The organism is Rhodococcus aetherivorans, assembly GCF_011058165.1.
GTDB classification, from domain to species: domain Bacteria; phylum Actinomycetota; class Actinomycetes; order Mycobacteriales; family Mycobacteriaceae; genus Rhodococcus; species Rhodococcus aetherivorans.
Genome location: NZ_JAALEG010000024.1, coordinates 16,480 through 32,057, shown reverse-complemented (window position 1 = coordinate 32,057; position 15,578 = coordinate 16,480). Strand labels below are relative to the sequence as shown.

Genomic DNA, 15,578 nt, shown 5'->3' with positions numbered 1-15,578 from the left:
TCAGTCTGGCACGGGCGGAACGAGGGCACCTCACCCGAGGCGGAAGTTCGACTCGTCCGTCTTCGTCTCGAGCGCCGCGATCAGCGGCGCGTGCAGACCGCGCTTGATGCCCGCCAGGTTGGCGCCCCGGGTGCCGGTCAGGGCGGCGGCCCGCTCGACGGCGGCGGCCAGCACGGTGTCGCCGTCGACGGCGCGATCGACGATGCCCGCCGCGAGGGCGTCACCACCGCCGAACCGGCGGCCGGTCGTGGTCGCCTCGACCGCGGCCTGGATCGGCAGCCGCTCGCGCAGCAGTGCGGACATGCCCACGGTGAACGGCATGTTCAGCGACACCTCGGGCAGGCACCAGAAGCCGCGATCGGCCCGCATCACGCGGAAGTCGTGGGTCAGCGCGAGCATCGCACCGGCACCGAACGCATGGCCCTGCACCGCCGCGACGGTGGCCGCGGGGAAGGTGAGGATCCGCGCGTACAACTCGTGGACGGAATCGAGGTAACCCGGCAGCCCGGGGAGGTTCCCGAAGATCCAGTCGGTGTCGAGGCCGTTGCTCCAGAACTTCCCGGTGGCCGCGGTGACGAGCGCCGCGGGGCCGTCGTGCGCGACGACCTCGTCGAGCAGCGCGTGGACGGCGGAGAGCCAGTCGGGGTGGAAGCGGTTCTCGGTGTCGCCGCCGGAGCGGTCGCCGAGGTGGAGGACGAAGACGTCGCCGTCGCGTTCGAGGTATGGCATGCGGAGAGGATAGCGCCAGAACCTACCGGTGAGTAACAACACGGTTGGCGCTAGGGTCGACCGACATGGGAGTACCCGACGCCATCGCCGACCCCCCTGCCGAGGCCGCCCGCGCCGCCGCGGCACTCGCCGAGCGCACCGGCGTGCCCGAGCACTCCGTCGCGGTGGTGCTCGGCTCCGGCTGGCGCGCCGCGGTGGAGCGCTTCGGCACGGCGGTCGCCGACGTTCCGATGAGCGAACTGCCTGGATTCGCCCCGCCCACCGCCGAAGGACATTCGGGCACCGTGCATTCGGTGCGGGTCGGCGAGACCCCGGTGCTGCTCCTCGCGGGCCGCACCCACGCCTACGAAGGGCACGACCTGAGCCGCGTCGTGCATCCGGTGCGCACCGCCGTCGCCGCCGGCGCGCGCACCGTCGTGCTCACCAACGCCGCCGGCGGCATCCGGCCCGATCACGCGGTCGGTCAGCCGGTCCTGATCTCGGACCACCTCAACCTCACCGGACGCTCGCCGCTCGTCGGCGCCCAGTTCGTCGACCTCGTCGACGCCTACTGCCCGAGGTTGCGCGCCCTCGCCCGCGAGATCGACCCCACCCTCGGCGAGGGCGTGTACGCCGGCCTGCCCGGCCCGCACTACGAGACCCCCGCCGAGATCCGCATGTTGCGCACCCTCGGCGCGGACCTGGTGGGCATGTCCACCGTCCACGAGACCATCGCCGCGCGTGCCGCCGGCGCCCGGGTCCTCGGCATCTCCCTGGTCACCAACGCCGCGGCGGGGATCACCGGCGAGCACCTCGACCACCACGAGGTCCTTGCGGCGGGACGGGCCGCCGCCACCCGCATGGGCGACCTGCTGCGTGAGCTGGCGGGCCGGCTGTGACCCTGCGCTTCGGCACCGCCGGGCTGCGCGGCCCCGTCGGCGACGGCCCGGACTGCATGAACGAGGACGTGGTCGTCCGCACCACCGCGGGCCTGGCCCGCTGGCTCGACGCGCGCGGCTCCGGCGGCACCGTGGTCGTCGGCCGCGACGCGCGCACCGGATCGGCCGAGTTCTTCGCCGCCGCCACAGAGGTTCTCGCGGCCGCCGGTTTCGACGTCGTGGCGTTGCCGCGCCCGCTCCCGACCCCGGTGACGGCGTACGCCGTGCGGACGCTCGACGCGGTCGCGGGTGTGCAGATCACCGCGTCGCACAACCCGGCCACGGACAACGGCTACAAGGTCTACACCCGCGGCGGCGCACAACTGGTCGAGCCGGACGACCGGGAGATCGAGGCGGCGATCGACGCCGTCGGCGACGCGGCGTCGGTGCCGCGCGTCACCGTCGCACCCGCGGGGGACGAACTGGTGGCACGGTATCTCGCGCGCGTCGCGTCGCTGCCGCGCTCCGCGGCGCGGGAACTCCGCGTCGCGCTGACGCCGCTGCACGGCGTCGGCGGGGAGACCGCGGTGGCAGCCCTGCGCGCGGCCGGCTTCGGCGACGTGCATGTCGTCGACGCACAGTTCGCGCCCGACCCGCGCTTTCCCACCGTCGAGTTCCCCAACCCGGAGGAGCCGGGGTCCGCCGACGCCCTGCTCGCGCTCGCTGCCGAGGTCGGCGCCGACATCGCCGTCGCCCTCGATCCCGATGCCGACCGGTGTGCCGTGGGCGTCCCCACGCCCGACGGCTGGCGGATGCTGCGTGGCGACGAGACCGGGGTGCTGCTGGGCGACCGGATTCTCGCGGGGGCCCCGCGCGGTGCACTGGTGGCGACGACGATCGTCTCCTCGTCCCTGCTCGGCAAGCTCGCCGCCGCGCGGGGCGCCCGCTACGCGCAGACCCTCACGGGCTTCAAGTGGCTCGCCCGCGCGGGCGACGGGCTGGTGTACGCGTACGAAGAGGCCCTCGGACACTGCGTCGACCCGGATGCGGTGCGCGACAAGGACGGCATCGCCACGGCGATCGTCGTCGCGGACTACGCCGCGGAGCTGAAGACCCGGCGGCGCACGCTCGTCGACGCTCTCGACGCCCTGTACCGCGAGTTCGGGCTGCATCTCGGCGATCAGGTCTCGATCCGGGTGACCGACCTCGCGCGGATCGGGGCGATCATGAGCCGGCTGCGGTCCGCGCTGCCGGCCGAACTCGCCGGGGAGCCGGTCACGGCCACCGACCTCGCGACGGCGGCCGGCCCGCTGCGCACGGACGCGGTGGTACTCGAGGGGGCGTCGGTGCGCGTCGTGGTGCGGCCCTCGGGCACCGAGCCGAAGCTCAAGTGCTATCTCGAGGCGGTCGCCCCGGACGGTGACCGCGGCGGCGCGACGGCGCGCCTACGGGCGTTGCGCGCGTGGGCATCCGCGCTGAGCGACGGGTAACCACGCACGTCGGTGCCGGCGGTGCCCGCGTGTCGCGGTCACCGCCGGCACCGGAGCGACGACGATTCTCAAAGGCGGTGCGGCACCCCGTACGTGACGACGGTGTCGTTGTTCGAGGTGACAGCCCTGGCGTACGGCCGGATCGTGACCGGCCCGAGCGCTCCCGAGACCGAGCCGTGCACTCCCGCCAGCCGGACGGTCGCCGTCCTGCCGTCGAACTCCATGTCCTGGACGAACGGCACGTCGGTGATGCCGCCGGGCGCGAGATCGACCGCGATCTCCTGGGAGGGAATGATCGATCCGCCGAGCGACGCACTGGTGCCCGCGTCGAGCCCGAGGGCGAAGTCGGGGGCGAGTTCGACGCCGACGCCGAAGTCGTTGCCGACCTCCCAGTCGAGGTTCGGGGTGTTGATGGTCACGGTGCCACCCGTGAGGGCGACCGGGTAGCCGATCTGGTACCCGATGGTCAGCTTGGTGTCCTGGAACGCGTCGGCATCGGGACCGGTGATGTTGACCGATACGACCTCGTCGTGGAAGAACTCGAAGCTGACGGGCGAGCTGTCGAGCGGCGGATAGGACTGGATCGACGTGTCGGCCTGGAGGACTTCGATGGCGTTGTTGTTGCCGAGGGGCAGCGTCCGGGCATTGTCGACAGCGGCTCCGGCACTGCCGGACCCCACCACCATGCCCAGCACTGCGGCCGCACCGAGTGCGGTGGCCCGGGCGCACTGTCGAAACCTGTTGCCGGAGAAGGTGTTGATCATCGAGCGGACCTCATTTTCGTGGACGGTCGAGGGCAGTGGACGAACCAACCGATCTCGGCGAGCGTAACCACAGAAGCCCCGTCCGGAAGGCGAGTTGATCATCTTCGCCGAAACGAGACGGAATCGGCCGGACACACCGCCGCTCCGGACCGGACCCCCTCACGTCCGGCACCGCGACCGGAATCTCTTCCTGCCCTGCGGATTCGCGGGTTCCGGGCCGGATGCCGGCGAGGCGCGCAATGCCACGGAGCCGACCCGCGCCAGATCCCAAAAGAAACTCTATTGTAATCCTGTCACACAACAGACAAAGGGGACATACAGGACTCTATCGGCGGCGATGCGGATCTCCGATGCGGCGCAAGCGGATCCGCGAGCCGCCTCAGCGAGGTCCGAACTGGCGGTCGCCGGCGTCCCCGAGTCCCGGGACGATGTACCTGTCCTCGTTGAGTCCCTCGTCGATCGTCGCGGTCACCAACCGGACCGGATGACCGGAGTCGGCGAGCGCCGCCACCCCCTCCGGGGCCGCGACCACGCACACCGCGGTGACGTCGGTTGCTCCGCGCGTGACCAGCAGCTCGATCGTGTGGACCATGGAGCCGCCGGTGGCGAGCATCGGGTCGAGCACGTAGACCGGCAGGCCGGACAGGTCGTCCGGGAGCGACTCGAGGTACGGCACCGGCTCGAACGTCTTCTCGTCCCGGGCCAATCCCACGAAGCCCACGCGCGCCTGCGGGATCAGCGCGTGCGCCTGCTCCACCATGCCGAGCCCCGCGCGCAGCACCGGCACCAGCAGCGGGGGCTGCTGCAGGCGCACACCGGTCGTGGTCGCGACGGGCGTGCGCACCTCGAACTGCTCCACCGGGGCGTCCCGGATCGCCTCGTAGATCAGCATCTGGGTCAGCCGGCGCAGCGCGTACCGGAAGGCGGCGTTGTCGCTGCGCTCGTCACGCAGGGTCGTGAGGAGAGCGGCGGCGAGCGGATGGTCGACGACGAGCGAATCCATGCCGGAAGGATAGAACGCGGCCACCGTGTGCCTGCCGCCGAGTGGGGCCGCGGACCACCCGCCCTCGGGCGGCGATCGACGGTCCGTGCCTGCCGGGTTCTCCGTCGCGGTTCTCCGTCTCGGCGCGAAGCCCACCGCAGGTGTGCCATCGTGACAGTCGGGCGTGCGGGGAGACGGGACGGGTGCGCATGTGGGAATTCGTCGACGAGCGGAAGGCGCAGATCGCCTTCAGCGCCTACCAGCACGTGAGCCTGGTCGTGCAGGCCGTCCTCCTCGCCACGATCGTCGCCGTCGTGATCGCGGTGATCGTCACGCGCGTCCCGCGGCTCGAACCGGTGGCGAACGCGCTCAGTGCCATCGGTCTGACGATCCCGTCGTTCGCCCTGCTCGGCATCCTGATCCCGCTCGTCGGAATCGGCGTCACCCCGGCGTTCATCGCCGTGGCGTTCTACGCGGCGCTGCCCGTGCTGCGCAATGCGGTCGTCGGCCTGCAGGGCGTCGACCGGGCGCTCGTCGAGTCGGCGCGAGGCCTCGGCATGGGCGAGGTCGGCACCCTCACCCGCGTACGGCTCCCCCTGGCCTGGCCGGTCATCCTCGCCGGGGTGCGGGTCTCCACCCAGATGTCCATGGGGGTCGCCGCCATCGCCGCCTACGTCCTCGGCCCCGGCCTGGGCTCGTTCATCTTCACGGGCCTGTCCCAGATCGGTGGCGCCAACGCCCTGAATTCCGCGCTCGTGGGCACGGTGGGCGTGGTCGTGCTCGCCCTCGCTCTCGACGCACTGCTCCTCGCGATCGGCAAGGTCACCGTCTCGAAGGGAATCCGAGCCCGATGAACACGCCAGCACATTCCGCCGGGGGCATCAGCGGCACCGACATCGACCTGGTCGACGTGGTGAAGACCTTCCCCGGTCAGGCCCGGCCCGCCGTCGACGGACTGAGCCTGCACATCCCGGCGGGCGAGATCGTGATGTTCGTCGGTCCGTCCGGTTGCGGCAAGACCACGTCGCTGAAGATGATCAACCGGCTCGTCGAACCCACCTCCGGCACCATCCTGATCGGGGGTGAGGACGTCCGTTCCGCGGACGTCGACGACCTGCGCCGGCGGATCGGGTACGTGATCCAGGGCGGCAGCCTCTTCCCGCACATGACGGTCGCCCAGAACATCTCGATCGTGCCCCGGCTGCTGGGCTGGGACAAGCGACGGACCGCGGACCGGGTCGTGGAGCTGCTCGAACTGGTCAACCTGGATCCCGGCAAGTACTGCGACCGGTACCCGCGGGAGCTCTCCGGCGGCCAGCAGCAGCGGGTCGGCGTCGCGCGGGGCCTGGCCGCCGACCCGCCCGTGGTGCTGATGGACGAGCCGTTCGGGGCGGTCGATCCGATCACCCGGCACCGGCTGCAGGACGAGCTGCTGCGCATCCACGAGGAACTGCGCAAGACGATCGTGTGCGTCACCCACGACATCGACGAGGCCGTGAAGCTGGGCAACCGCATCCTGATCATGGAGGAGGGCGCGCACGTCGCCCAGTACGACACTCCCGAGGTGATCCTCTCGGCACCGGCGAACCGGTTCGTCGAGAAGTTCGTCGGCGCCGGGTCCACCCTCAAGCAGCTGTCCCTCAGCCGGGTCGACGACCTCGACCTCGTCGACGGCACCACCGCCACCGTGGGAAGCCCCGCCGCCGAGGCTGTCTCCCGCGCCGCGGCGAACGACGACGACACCGTCGTGGTCCTCGACCAGCGACGGCGGCCGGTGGCGTGGCTGTGGGTGCACGAGCTCGAGGGCGCCGAGTCCGTCCCGGCCGGCGAACCGCAAGGCGTGATCACGCTCGATCGGCACGCCACGTTGAACGATGCGCTCGACGCGATGCTCACCTCGGCGCACGGGGCCGCGATCGTGACCGGCCGGCACGACGAATTCCTCGGATTGGTGAACTTCGAGTCCGTCACCAACCGGATCCGCCCCACCGGTCCACGCTCGGCGGGGCCCGGCGCCGACGACACCGGGAGCCGCATATGAGCCTCGACGCCGAGCCGGCCGCGCCGTCGCGCGCCGCGGGAACCGGGACACGCTCGCGCGACGCCGGCGCGGGGCGTGAGAACACGGGGCTGCTCGTCGTCATCCCCGTCCTGGTGGCGGTGGTGTTCGCCGCGTGGGCACTGTGGCGGGGCAACGCCGACCTCGACTCGATCGAGGCCCGGCAACTCGACTGGACCACGATCACGACCCTGCTCTGGCAACACGTCGGGCTCACCGTGGTCTCGGCGATCCTCGTCGTGGCGGTGGCCGTCCCGCTCGGCATCGCCCTGACCCGGCCGAGGTCACGCGCACTCGCACCCGTGGCGGTGGGGATCGCCAACGCGGGCCAGGCGGCCCCGGCCATCGGCCTGATCGTGTTGCTCGCGATCTGGCTCGGCTTCGGATTCGGCACGGCGGTCGTCGCCCTGACCCTGTACGCCGTCCTTCCGGTGCTGCGGAACACGATCACCGGGATCGAGGGCATCGACCCCACGCTCGTCGAGGCCGGCCGCGGAATCGGCATGTCCGGCGCCGGGGTGCTGCTGCGCGTCGAACTGCCGCTCGCCGTACCGGTGATCATGACCGGCGTGCGCACCGCCCTCGTCCTGCTCGTGGGCACCGCCACCTTGGCCACGTTCATCAACGCCGGCGGCCTCGGTTCCCTCATCGTCACCGGCATCACCCTCTTCCGGTATCCGGTGCTCGTCAGCGGGGCCCTGCTCGTGGCGCTGCTCGCCCTGCTCATCGACTGGGCGGGCCGGGTCCTCGAACTCACGGTGCAACCGAAGGGGCTGCGCCGGTGACCCGGATCCTGCTGCCCCGCATCGTCGGATCCCTGCTCGTCGCGGCGACCCTGACCGCCTGCGGACTCGGAACCGCCGGCGGCTTCGTCCCCACCGGCGAGCTCGCCGGTCCCCTGCAGTCCGTCCAACGGCTCGACGGGGCGAGCGTCGCGGTCGGGTCGAAGAACTTCTCGGAAGGAGTCCTGCTCGGGAAGATGGCGGTGATCCTTCTGCGCTCGGCCGGTGCGGACGTCACGGATCTGACCAACATCCCCGGCAGCGCCAGTTCCCGCCAGGCGCACCTCGAGGGACAGGTCGACCTCCAGTGGGAGTACACCGGAACGGCCTGGATCGCCTACCTCGGACACGAGGAGGCCATCCCGGACGAGCAGGCCCAGTACCAGGCCGTACGCGACGAGGACCTGCGCGAGAACGATCTGGCGTGGCTGCCGCCCGCCCCCATGAACAACACCTACGGCTTCGCGGCCACCAGCCGCAACGCCCAGCGCCTCGGCGTGGACTCCCTCTCCGACATCGCGAACATCCCGGTCGCCGAACGCACCTTCTGCGTGGAATCCGAGTTCGCCAACCGCAACGACGGCCTGCAGCCGATGCTCGAGACGTACGGGATCCCCCTCGGCTCCGGGGTCCCGCGGGAGAACATCAAGACCCTGGACACCGGGGCGATCTACGAGGCGACGGCCCGGGGCGAATGCAACTTCGGGGAGGTGTTCACCACGGACGGACGGATCGAGGCGCTCGATCTCGCGGTGCTCGAGGACGACCGCACGTTCTTCCCCATCTACAACGTGGCCGTCGTCGTCCGCGAGGAGACCCTCACCGAGAATCCGCAGATCGCCGACCTGTTCGCACCCGTCACCCGGGAGCTGACCGACGAGACCCTCATCGAGCTGAACGGGCAGATCGACGTCGACGGCCGGGAGCCGGCCGAGGTGGCCTACGACTGGCTCGTGGAGAAGGGCTTCATCGAGTAGGACGGGGTGTGCGTGATGGCCGAACGCGCCGAGGCCGCGCCGCGCCTCACCGGCCGGATCCTCCTGACCGTTCTCGGTCCCGCGATCGCCTACGCGATCGCGGCCGTCGACCCGCTGATGCTGACCCTCAATCTGTCCACCGTGGGCCGCGGTCTCGACGTTCCCGCCGACCGGATCGGGATGCTCGCCGCCGCCTCCACCCTCATGGTGGCCGCATCCGTCCTCGCGGTCGGGACTCTCGGCGACCGGTTCGGGCTCGCGCGCATGCTCGTGTGGGCCCTCGTCGCCAACATCGCCGTCGGGTTGCTGTCGTCGCTGGCGCCGAACTATCCGGTGCTGCTGCTGATGCGCTTCCTGGACGGCCTGGCGCTGACCGCGCTGCTGGGACTGTCGCTGGCGCTCGTCACCGCCTCCGTCCCGGCCGAACTGCGGTCGACGGCTCTCGGCGTCCTCATGGCCGTCGACACGGTCCTGTACGGCATCACTCCGGCGGTCGGCGGGTGGGTCGTGGAGACGTTCGGCTGGCGATCGCTGTTCCTCGTCACCCCGCCGCTCGCGCTGATCGCGCTGACACTGATCGTCCGGTTCGTCGACGAACCACCGCGCCGGGCCGCGGGCGGAGTCGACGTCCTCGGTGTGAGTCTGTTCGGGGTGGCGCTGCTCGGCCTGGTGGCGGGGATCGGAGCGGTGCCCGACGGGCTCACCGAACCGCGCGCCTGGGTGCCTCTGAGCGTCAGCGTCGCCGCCGCCGCGATGTTCGTGTGGCACGAACGCAGGACGCCGGAGCCGGCCCTGAACCTGTCGCTGTTCGGGCGCCGCGCCTTCGTCCTCGCGGTGCTCGCGGTCCTGACCGTGAACCTGCTCGCGGCCGGTCTGGGAACCGTGCTCGGCCAGCTCGGCGACTACGTGCTGGGCATGTCCTCGCAGGCCGTCGGACTGCTGTACCTTCCCGGCACGCTCGTGATCGCCGCGGCGAGCGTGCTGGCCGGCCGGATGATCGCCGCGCACACCGCGCGCCCGGTGCTGGTGACCGGACTGTTGGTCATCGTGCTGAGCGGCCTCGTGACGGCGGCGACGGTCGCCCCGACGATGACGGTCGCGGCGCTCGTCGTGGCGACGTGGACCAGCAATCTGGGCGGATTCGTGGCCGGAACCGCGACCGCCGACACGATCCTCTCGCAGGCCGAGACCGGCAACACCGGGTCGATCGCCGCCGTCCAGCCGGCGTTCGGAATGATGGGCTACGCCCTCGGCCCGACCGTCTACATCCTGCTGCTCGACGCGTTCTACCGGCGAGAAGTGCTCGAGGACGCCGAAACTCGCGGCATCTCGGTCCAGGAGGCGGAGCAGGCCGAGCACGCCGTCACGATGACGATGTCCCACAGCGGCGGCCCCACCGGGTACGACCCAACCTGGTGCAGCTCGCCCACGGGCTGACCCTCGGCGTCGACTTCACCGAGGGCGTCGCGACCACCATGCTGATCGTCTCGGCGCTGCCGCTCGTCGTCGCGGTGCTGGTCTTCTTCCTCATGCCGCGACGACCCGACGGCGCCGGCGCGCGCACGCCGTGACGGCCGATCCGCCACTGCCGTGCGCGGATTCGTGCGCCCGGTTCCGGGGCCGGTGCTCCTCGCGGCCGGCCCCGACGGTTGCGGTGTCCCTCCGGAACGGGTTCAGTGCACCAGCTTCAGCCCGATCACGCCCCCGACGATCATGCCCAGGAACACGACTTTCGACGCCGACACCGCCTCCTCGCCCGTGGCCATCGCGAACGCCACGGTGAGCACCGCACCGATCCCCACCCACACCGCGTAGGACGTCCCCACCGGCAGCCGGCGCATGGCATACGCCAGTCCCGCCATGCTCGCGACCAACGCCGCGACGAACACCACCGACGGGCCGAGCCGGCTGAGTCCCCTGGACCGATCCAACGCGGTGGCCCACACCGCCTCCAGCACCCCGGACACCACCAGAACCAACCACGACATCACAGCCTCCGACGGGCCGTCTTGTCGCACACCGGGTACGGCGCCCCTCGTCCGGGAGCCCGGTGAGGCAGGCTCGCGTCCACGGTCCCACACCCCGTGACGGGGAACAAATTCGCCCTCTGCGTGGCGGGACAGCGGGACGCGCTCGCCCGTGGCGTCCGTACCGCGGGGCCGCAGGGAACCGGGCCGCCGCCCGCTGCGTCCAAGCGGTGGAAGGACGATCCGTTTCCACGGAGGGGAGCAGGCCGAATGGACGCAGGCACCGGCAACGGCAACCACGAGGTGGTACGCGCCCGGCCCGGGACGATCGCGGCGTTCGGGCACACCGCCGCGGCCCTGGGCGAGCGGCTGCACGACGCCGCCGCCGACGCACGCGCGGCCGATCCGGCACCGCTCGCGACGGTGTTCGGCCCGGTCGGCGCCGAGTTCCTCGCCGCGTTCGCGGCCACCCACCGCGGCCACGGAGCGGAACTGACCCGTCTCGGTGACACCTTCGACGCCATGGGCGCCATCGCGGGTGCCACCGCGGCCGCCTACGAACGCGTCGTCGCCGCCCAGGCGGCACGGCTGAACGCCGCCGGGGCCCCGCGGTGACCGCGGCGCCGGGGGCGGATCTGCTCACCGCTCCCCTGGCCGAGCTGTTGTCGGCGTTCGGCGCCGGAGCGGTCGGCACCGACCCGGCCGCCGTGCTGCGGTCGTGCGCCGAACTGGTCGACGGCGTGCACTCGGTGGGCCGGGTTGCGCTGGGCGAACTCGCGTGGGACTGGGCGGGGGCCGCGGCGGAGACGGCCGTGCGCAGCGGCGAGCGGGCGCTCGCCGACCTCGTCGCCGCCGCCGACCGCGGGACGGCCATCGCCGACGTCGCGGCGGACGCGACCACGACCGTCCTGACCGGTGCAGCCGAAATCGCCCGGCTGATCGAATCGTTCACGACGCTGGCCGAGCGCTCCGCTCCCCTGGCGGCGCTACCGCAGGGGCAGATGATGTTGCTGGTCGCGGCGATCGAGCACATCGCGGCCGGGCTCGACGTGCTTACCCGGGTCACCTCGTCGCTCGCCGAGCAGACGACCAGGATGGCGGAGCTGATGCCCTCGGAGCCCGCACCGGCAGCACCGACGGCCGGCGATCCGGCCGCCTCACCGGCCGGCGAGCTGCGGGCCTTCGGCGGCAACGGCACCGAGGTGCGGCTGCCCGACGGCAGCGTTGCCGTGGCACCCAATCGGGCGGCGGCCGAGGCGGTGCGTCACGCGCTCTCCCAGCAGGGCACGCCCTACGTGTGGGGTGGCACCGCACCGGGGCAGGGCCTCGACTGCAGCGGCCTGACCCAGTGGGCGTACGGGCAGGCCGGGGTGCAGATTCCGCGCCTTGCGCAGGAGCAGGACGTCGGCACCCCCGTCGAGGCGAGCGCGGTGCAGCCCGGCGACCTCGCGGTGTGGGACGGGCACGTCGCGATGATCGTCGGAAACGGCCTCATGGTCGAGGCCGGCGACCCGGTGCAGCTGTCGCCGATCCGGACCACGAACAGCGGGATGGGGTTCCAGGGCTTCTTCCGTCCCACCGGCCCCACCGGCTAGGTCGGGAACCGAGGGGCGCGGCGTCGCGTCCAACCGGGTATGGACACCGCGGAGACGACCATCACGACGGCGACCGCCCGGAACCGGTCCGGCACCGTCTCGGTGCGCACCACCGAACAGGGCCTGCCCGTCGACCTGCACATCGATAAGAGCGAACTACGTTACGGGGCAGCACAACTGGCCGAACAGATCGTGTCGCTGTGCCGTCGCGCGACACTCGAGGCCGCCGCGCTGCACCGAGAGGAGCTGGCGGGCAGGGGAATGCCGGAGGGACTGCTGAACCGGCTGGGACTGCCCACCCACGACGACGTGCAGCGCGCACGCCGCGACGACGCGCGGACGGCCGGCTCTCCGTCGGCGACCGGGTGGTGAGCGCGATGTCGGCGAGCGATCAGCGGATCACGGAGATCGTGGACGGTGTGCGCACGCGGCTCGGGGCCCTGCAGGACTGTGTGGCCGCACTCGGCGTGGTGTCGGGCGCCGCGACGAGCCCGGACGGCCTCGTGCGGGCCGAGGTGGACGGCAACGGCGCCCTGACCAGGCTGTGGCTCGACGAGGCGCTGAACGGGCTCCACGCGCGCGACGTGGCGGCATCGATCCTGGCCACGACGCACGAGGCGGCACGGGCCGCCGCCGCCGAACGAGCTCGTCTGCTCGGGGAACTTCGCGGTGCACTCGGGTGACGGTCGTCTCATCGGCGCCCAGCTATGTCTTCGGCCGGGACATGGCTAGGCTTGGCGACCATGGCTGGAGACATCGTCCCGATCGAGCTCGGTCTCACCGACGGCGACGTCGTGACCCTCTGGGCGCCGCGGTGGCGCGAGGGCGACGACGAATGGGAGGCGTTCCTCGGCCACGGTGACGATCTGTACGCGTTCGGTGCGGTGGCCGAGCTCGTCGCGTTCGTCCGCTCCGGCGCCGACAACGACCTCGTCGAGCATCCGGCCTGGCCGGTGGTCGCGAAACTCTCCGCGGAGGAGTTCGAGCCGGACGAGAGCCATTCGTACGACCTGATCGGCGTGCCGGAACTGGTGGCGGACGACGCGGACCCGGAGTCCGTCGCCGAATTGCAGAACACGTTCGACATCGTCTCCGTCCTCGGCGACGTGTGCGAGCTCGAGTCGGTGACGAAGTTCTTCGAACGGGCGGAGATCGAGGCGCTGCTGAGCCACGGTGTCGCGGCGTTCGAGGGCCGCGAGGGCGGGGAGCTGTGGAACCGGGTCGGCTCCGCCGTCGCCGAGGACTGGGACGGGGTGATCGACGCGCTCGACGCCGTCGTGACGTCCCCCGAGGTCGACGCCGGGCTCGTCGCCGAGGCCGAGGCGGAACTCGTCGCGGCCGAGGAGAACATCGTCGAGGCCGAGGACGCCGCCGAGGAGGCGGAGGACGAGGAATACGAGTTCGTCGACGGGGACGAGAACGAGGACACGAGCTTCTGGACGGCGGTCGGAATCGACCCGGTCAAGATCATCGCCTCCGACGGCACGTGGTTCACCCTGCGCTGCTACCTCGACGACGACGCGCTGTTCCTCGGCCGCGACGGGACGATCCTCGTGTTCCCCACGGAGCGGGCGCTGGCGCGCTACCTGGCCGACCACCACGACCACGATCTGGCGGCGCTCAGCACCTACGACGACATCCGGCACGCGGCGACGGACGGTTCCCTCGAGGTCGAGGTGACGGACGAGAACGTGTACGTGCTGCCCGGGATCGCGGACGACATCGAGCACGGTACGGAGGCGGTGGACGCCGATCAGTTGGATCTGGCGGTCGAACTGTTCACCGACGCCGCGAACTACGCCGAGGACGACAGCACCGACGCCGCGCTGGCCGGGTCGACGGAGCTGGGCTGGTTCGTCAACTACGTGCTCGAGCCGGATCCGACGCGGCTCGCGCCCAGCGCGCCGTTCACCGCGGAGGCCGAGGCGTGGCGGGCTCTCGAGCGGGAGTTCGAGACCCGGCTGCACAAGCACTGATCGTCCGGCGGAGCACCCGCCCGACCACCGGCGCGGCGAACAGCGTCCCGGGCGGATCCACCATCGCCGCGACGCGGAAGAATGCGCGGACCACCTCGGGATCCTGCGCGGCGGCGGCGTGGACGAGCGGCAGGTAGCGGTTGGCCAGGCGCACTTTCGCGCTGCGCCGGCCCTCGACCTGCGGCCAGGCGAGGTCGCCGCCGGTGGCCATGTCCCAGGGCACGTCGACGACCTTCGCCATATCCCGGAACCATCGATGCGGGTCCGGCTCCCGGCCGCCCTTCAGGTGTTCGGCGAGCAGCCCGGCTTCGAACGCCGCGACGCTCATTCCCTGCGCGTAGATCGGGTTGAAACTGCATGCGGCGTCGCCGGTCACCAGCAGTCCCTCCGGCAGCCGCCGGCACCGTTCGTAGCGCTGCCGCCGACTCGCCGGAAAGTGGTACGACCGGGGCGCGTCGAGCGGCTCGGCGTCCCGGATCGCGTCGTACACGTCCGGGCGGGGCAGGGACCGCAGGAAGTCCACCCAGCCGTCCGGCGAGGACGGGGGCCGGTGCCCGAGCATGCCCACCGCCGTCACGAGGCAGCGACCGTTCTCGATCGTCTGGATGGCGGCACCGCGCGGGTACGGCGGCGACGGCGCGAGCAGAATCCCCAGGTCGCCGCCCATGAGTGCCGGATCGGAGGCGTAGGTGCGCGTGACGTACGTGAGGTCGACGCGCACCTCCTCCCGCTCGGGCGGGTGGTATCCGAGCCGCTCGAGCCACGCCGGGGTTCGTGAACCACGGCCGGTGGCGTCGACGACGAGATCGGCGTCGAGAACCTCCTCGACGCTGCCGTCCGCCCGGCGGAGCACGCGCACGCCGGTGACCTTTCGGCCGTCCCGGCTCACGGTCAATCCCAGCGCGTCGCAACGATCGACGATCCGCACTCCGGGACGTGCGGCGACGCGGGACCGCACCCGATGTTCGAGATTCGGCCGGCTCGCGCTCACCGCCGTCAGGTCGCTCTCCGCCTGCCGGAGGCGGTGGCCACCGAGATACCAGCGCACGTCGCCGCACTGGTCCACCATCGGTGCACCGTCGCCGACGAGATCGGCGGTGAGCCCGGGCAGCAGTTCCTCCATCGCGCGCATCCCGCCGGCCACCAGCACATGGATGTGCCGACCCTGCGGTACGCAGCGCCGTGCCGCGGCACCGTCCGGCAGTCTGTCGTGATCGATCACCACCACGTCCGAGTACGCATCCGACAACACCCGCGCGGCGAGCAGACCGGCCGTTCCCGCGCCGAGGACCACGGCGCGATCACCGATACGTGTCACCATTTCCGGCACCTCCTCGTTCGAGTGCGAGAAGCATGCGTCCGGAATCTGCTCGGTCACCAGTCCGTTCGGTGCTCGGTTG

18 protein-coding genes and 1 riboswitch are annotated in these 15,578 nt (G+C 71.7%); of the genes, 13 read left to right on the top strand and 5 right to left on the bottom strand.

The features are described 5' to 3' along the window. Positions 1 to 30: 30 nt before the first annotated feature. The gene (locus G6039_RS12255; protein ID WP_029544693.1) at positions 31 to 729 is read right to left on the bottom strand and encodes an enoyl-CoA hydratase/isomerase family protein; all 699 of its coding nucleotides are present in this window, start codon (positions 727 to 729) and stop codon (positions 31 to 33) included. A gap of 65 nt (positions 730 to 794) precedes the next feature. Between G6039_RS12255 and G6039_RS12250 the strand changes: the two genes are divergently transcribed. Together G6039_RS12250 and G6039_RS12245 are read left to right on the top strand one after the other, a co-directional pair. Further along, positions 795 to 1,607: a purine-nucleoside phosphorylase gene (locus G6039_RS12250; RefSeq protein ID WP_029544695.1), complete on the top strand. Its 813-nt coding sequence runs from the start codon at positions 795 to 797 to the stop codon at positions 1,605 to 1,607. Beyond that, a complete protein-coding gene (locus tag G6039_RS12245; RefSeq protein ID WP_051446143.1) occupies positions 1,604 to 3,076 on the top strand; it encodes a phospho-sugar mutase in 1,473 nt (490 codons plus the stop codon). The genes G6039_RS12250 and G6039_RS12245 overlap by 4 nt, the downstream gene beginning before the upstream one ends. A 68-nt stretch (positions 3,077 to 3,144) precedes the next feature. Here G6039_RS12245 and G6039_RS12240 read toward each other — a convergent pair whose 3' ends face one another. Next, positions 3,145 to 3,840 carry an MspA family porin gene (locus G6039_RS12240; protein ID WP_029544699.1) on the bottom strand — a complete coding sequence of 232 codons (696 nt, stop codon included), beginning with the start codon at positions 3,838 to 3,840 and terminating at the stop codon, positions 3,145 to 3,147. Between the two features lie 379 nt (positions 3,841 to 4,219). Continuing rightward, a complete protein-coding gene (gene upp, locus G6039_RS12235) occupies positions 4,220 to 4,843 on the bottom strand; it encodes a uracil phosphoribosyltransferase (RefSeq protein ID WP_029544701.1) in 624 nt (207 codons plus the stop codon). Between the two features lie 188 nt (positions 4,844 to 5,031). Here upp and G6039_RS12230 point away from each other — a divergent pair, with 188 nt between their 5' ends. Genes G6039_RS12230 through G6039_RS31240 form a run of 6 tightly spaced genes read left to right on the top strand, consistent with a single transcriptional unit; the run spans position 5,032 to position 10,211 of the window. Further along, positions 5,032 to 5,676 carry an ABC transporter permease gene (locus G6039_RS12230; protein WP_029544703.1) on the top strand — a complete coding sequence of 215 codons (645 nt, stop codon included), beginning with the start codon at positions 5,032 to 5,034 and terminating at the stop codon, positions 5,674 to 5,676. Next, a complete protein-coding gene (locus tag G6039_RS12225; RefSeq protein WP_029544705.1) occupies positions 5,673 to 6,863 on the top strand; it encodes an ABC transporter ATP-binding protein in 1,191 nt (396 codons plus the stop codon). Before G6039_RS12230 ends, G6039_RS12225 begins: the two co-directional genes overlap by 4 nt. Beyond that, a complete protein-coding gene (locus G6039_RS12220) occupies positions 6,860 to 7,666 on the top strand; it encodes an ABC transporter permease (RefSeq protein ID WP_043801414.1) in 807 nt (268 codons plus the stop codon). The genes G6039_RS12225 and G6039_RS12220 overlap by 4 nt, the downstream gene beginning before the upstream one ends. Continuing rightward, complete coding sequence (locus G6039_RS12215; RefSeq protein ID WP_029544709.1) at positions 7,663 to 8,640, top strand: glycine betaine ABC transporter substrate-binding protein; 978 nt, start codon at positions 7,663 to 7,665, stop codon at positions 8,638 to 8,640. The genes G6039_RS12220 and G6039_RS12215 overlap by 4 nt, the downstream gene beginning before the upstream one ends. 15 nt (positions 8,641 to 8,655) lie before the next feature. Next, positions 8,656 to 10,077: an MFS transporter gene (locus G6039_RS12210; RefSeq protein WP_308936532.1), complete on the top strand. Its 1,422-nt coding sequence runs from the start codon at positions 8,656 to 8,658 to the stop codon at positions 10,075 to 10,077. Then, positions 10,056 to 10,211, top strand: coding sequence for a hypothetical protein (locus tag G6039_RS31240; protein WP_308936533.1), 156 nt, complete (start codon positions 10,056 to 10,058; stop codon positions 10,209 to 10,211). Before G6039_RS12210 ends, G6039_RS31240 begins: the two co-directional genes overlap by 22 nt. Before the next feature lie 102 nt (positions 10,212 to 10,313). On the opposite strand, the gene G6039_RS12205 is transcribed toward G6039_RS31240, so the two are convergent. Then, positions 10,314 to 10,628, bottom strand: coding sequence for a DMT family transporter (locus G6039_RS12205; protein WP_006939659.1), 315 nt, complete (start codon positions 10,626 to 10,628; stop codon positions 10,314 to 10,316). Between the two features lie 10 nt (positions 10,629 to 10,638). Then, a riboswitch (guanidine-III (ykkC-III) riboswitch) is annotated at positions 10,639 to 10,706 on the bottom strand. A 171-nt stretch (positions 10,707 to 10,877) separates the two neighbouring features. On the opposite strand from G6039_RS12205, the gene G6039_RS12200 reads away from it, so the two are divergent. Genes G6039_RS12200 through G6039_RS12180 form a run of 5 tightly spaced genes read left to right on the top strand, consistent with a single transcriptional unit; the run spans position 10,878 to position 14,178 of the window. Beyond that, on the top strand, positions 10,878 to 11,222 hold the full coding sequence (locus G6039_RS12200) for a hypothetical protein (protein ID WP_029544711.1): 345 nt from the start codon (positions 10,878 to 10,880) through the stop codon (positions 11,220 to 11,222). Continuing rightward, positions 11,219 to 12,202 (top strand): C40 family peptidase, encoded by a 984-nt coding sequence (locus tag G6039_RS12195; RefSeq protein WP_029544713.1) that lies wholly within the window; start codon positions 11,219 to 11,221, stop codon positions 12,200 to 12,202. Before G6039_RS12200 ends, G6039_RS12195 begins: the two co-directional genes overlap by 4 nt. A gap of 39 nt (positions 12,203 to 12,241) precedes the next feature. Further along, positions 12,242 to 12,574: a hypothetical protein gene (locus G6039_RS12190; RefSeq protein ID WP_006939671.1), complete on the top strand. Its 333-nt coding sequence runs from the start codon at positions 12,242 to 12,244 to the stop codon at positions 12,572 to 12,574. Positions 12,575 to 12,579: 5 nt separating this feature from the next. Next, positions 12,580 to 12,885, top strand: coding sequence for a YbaB/EbfC family nucleoid-associated protein (locus G6039_RS12185; RefSeq protein ID WP_029544715.1), 306 nt, complete (start codon positions 12,580 to 12,582; stop codon positions 12,883 to 12,885). A 60-nt stretch (positions 12,886 to 12,945) separates the two neighbouring features. Beyond that, positions 12,946 to 14,178 (top strand): hypothetical protein, encoded by a 1,233-nt coding sequence (locus G6039_RS12180; protein WP_006939675.1) that lies wholly within the window; start codon positions 12,946 to 12,948, stop codon positions 14,176 to 14,178. Here the strand turns inward: G6039_RS12180 and G6039_RS12175 are convergent. Next, positions 14,111 to 15,499 carry an NAD(P)/FAD-dependent oxidoreductase gene (locus tag G6039_RS12175; RefSeq protein ID WP_029544717.1) on the bottom strand — a complete coding sequence of 463 codons (1,389 nt, stop codon included), beginning with the start codon at positions 15,497 to 15,499 and terminating at the stop codon, positions 14,111 to 14,113. The genes G6039_RS12180 and G6039_RS12175 overlap by 68 nt on opposite strands. Positions 15,500 to 15,578 lie beyond the last annotated feature (79 nt).

Bases quoted from the DNA above. Each gene is read 5' to 3' on its own strand.
- G6039_RS12255 (WP_029544693.1), bottom strand. From the start codon at position 729: ATGCCATACCTCGAACGCGACGGCGACGTCTTCGTCCTCCACCTCGGC.
- G6039_RS12250 (WP_029544695.1), top strand. From the start codon at position 795: ATGGGAGTACCCGACGCCATCGCCGACCCCCCTGCCGAGGCCGCCCGC.
- G6039_RS12240 (WP_029544699.1), bottom strand. From the start codon at position 3,840: ATGATCAACACCTTCTCCGGCAACAGGTTTCGACAGTGCGCCCGGGCC.
- upp (WP_029544701.1), bottom strand. From the start codon at position 4,843: ATGGATTCGCTCGTCGTCGACCATCCGCTCGCCGCCGCTCTCCTCACG.
- G6039_RS12230 (WP_029544703.1), top strand. From the start codon at position 5,032: ATGTGGGAATTCGTCGACGAGCGGAAGGCGCAGATCGCCTTCAGCGCC.
- G6039_RS12225 (WP_029544705.1), top strand. From the start codon at position 5,673: ATGAACACGCCAGCACATTCCGCCGGGGGCATCAGCGGCACCGACATC.
- G6039_RS12220 (WP_043801414.1), top strand. From the start codon at position 6,860: ATGAGCCTCGACGCCGAGCCGGCCGCGCCGTCGCGCGCCGCGGGAACC.
- G6039_RS12210 (WP_308936532.1), top strand. From the start codon at position 8,656: ATGGCCGAACGCGCCGAGGCCGCGCCGCGCCTCACCGGCCGGATCCTC.
- G6039_RS12205 (WP_006939659.1), bottom strand. From the start codon at position 10,628: ATGTCGTGGTTGGTTCTGGTGGTGTCCGGGGTGCTGGAGGCGGTGTGG.
- G6039_RS12200 (WP_029544711.1), top strand. From the start codon at position 10,878: ATGGACGCAGGCACCGGCAACGGCAACCACGAGGTGGTACGCGCCCGG.
- G6039_RS12190 (WP_006939671.1), top strand. From the start codon at position 12,242: ATGGACACCGCGGAGACGACCATCACGACGGCGACCGCCCGGAACCGG.
- G6039_RS12185 (WP_029544715.1), top strand. From the start codon at position 12,580: ATGTCGGCGAGCGATCAGCGGATCACGGAGATCGTGGACGGTGTGCGC.
- G6039_RS12180 (WP_006939675.1), top strand. From the start codon at position 12,946: ATGGCTGGAGACATCGTCCCGATCGAGCTCGGTCTCACCGACGGCGAC.
- G6039_RS12175 (WP_029544717.1), bottom strand. From the start codon at position 15,499: ATGGTGACACGTATCGGTGATCGCGCCGTGGTCCTCGGCGCGGGAACG.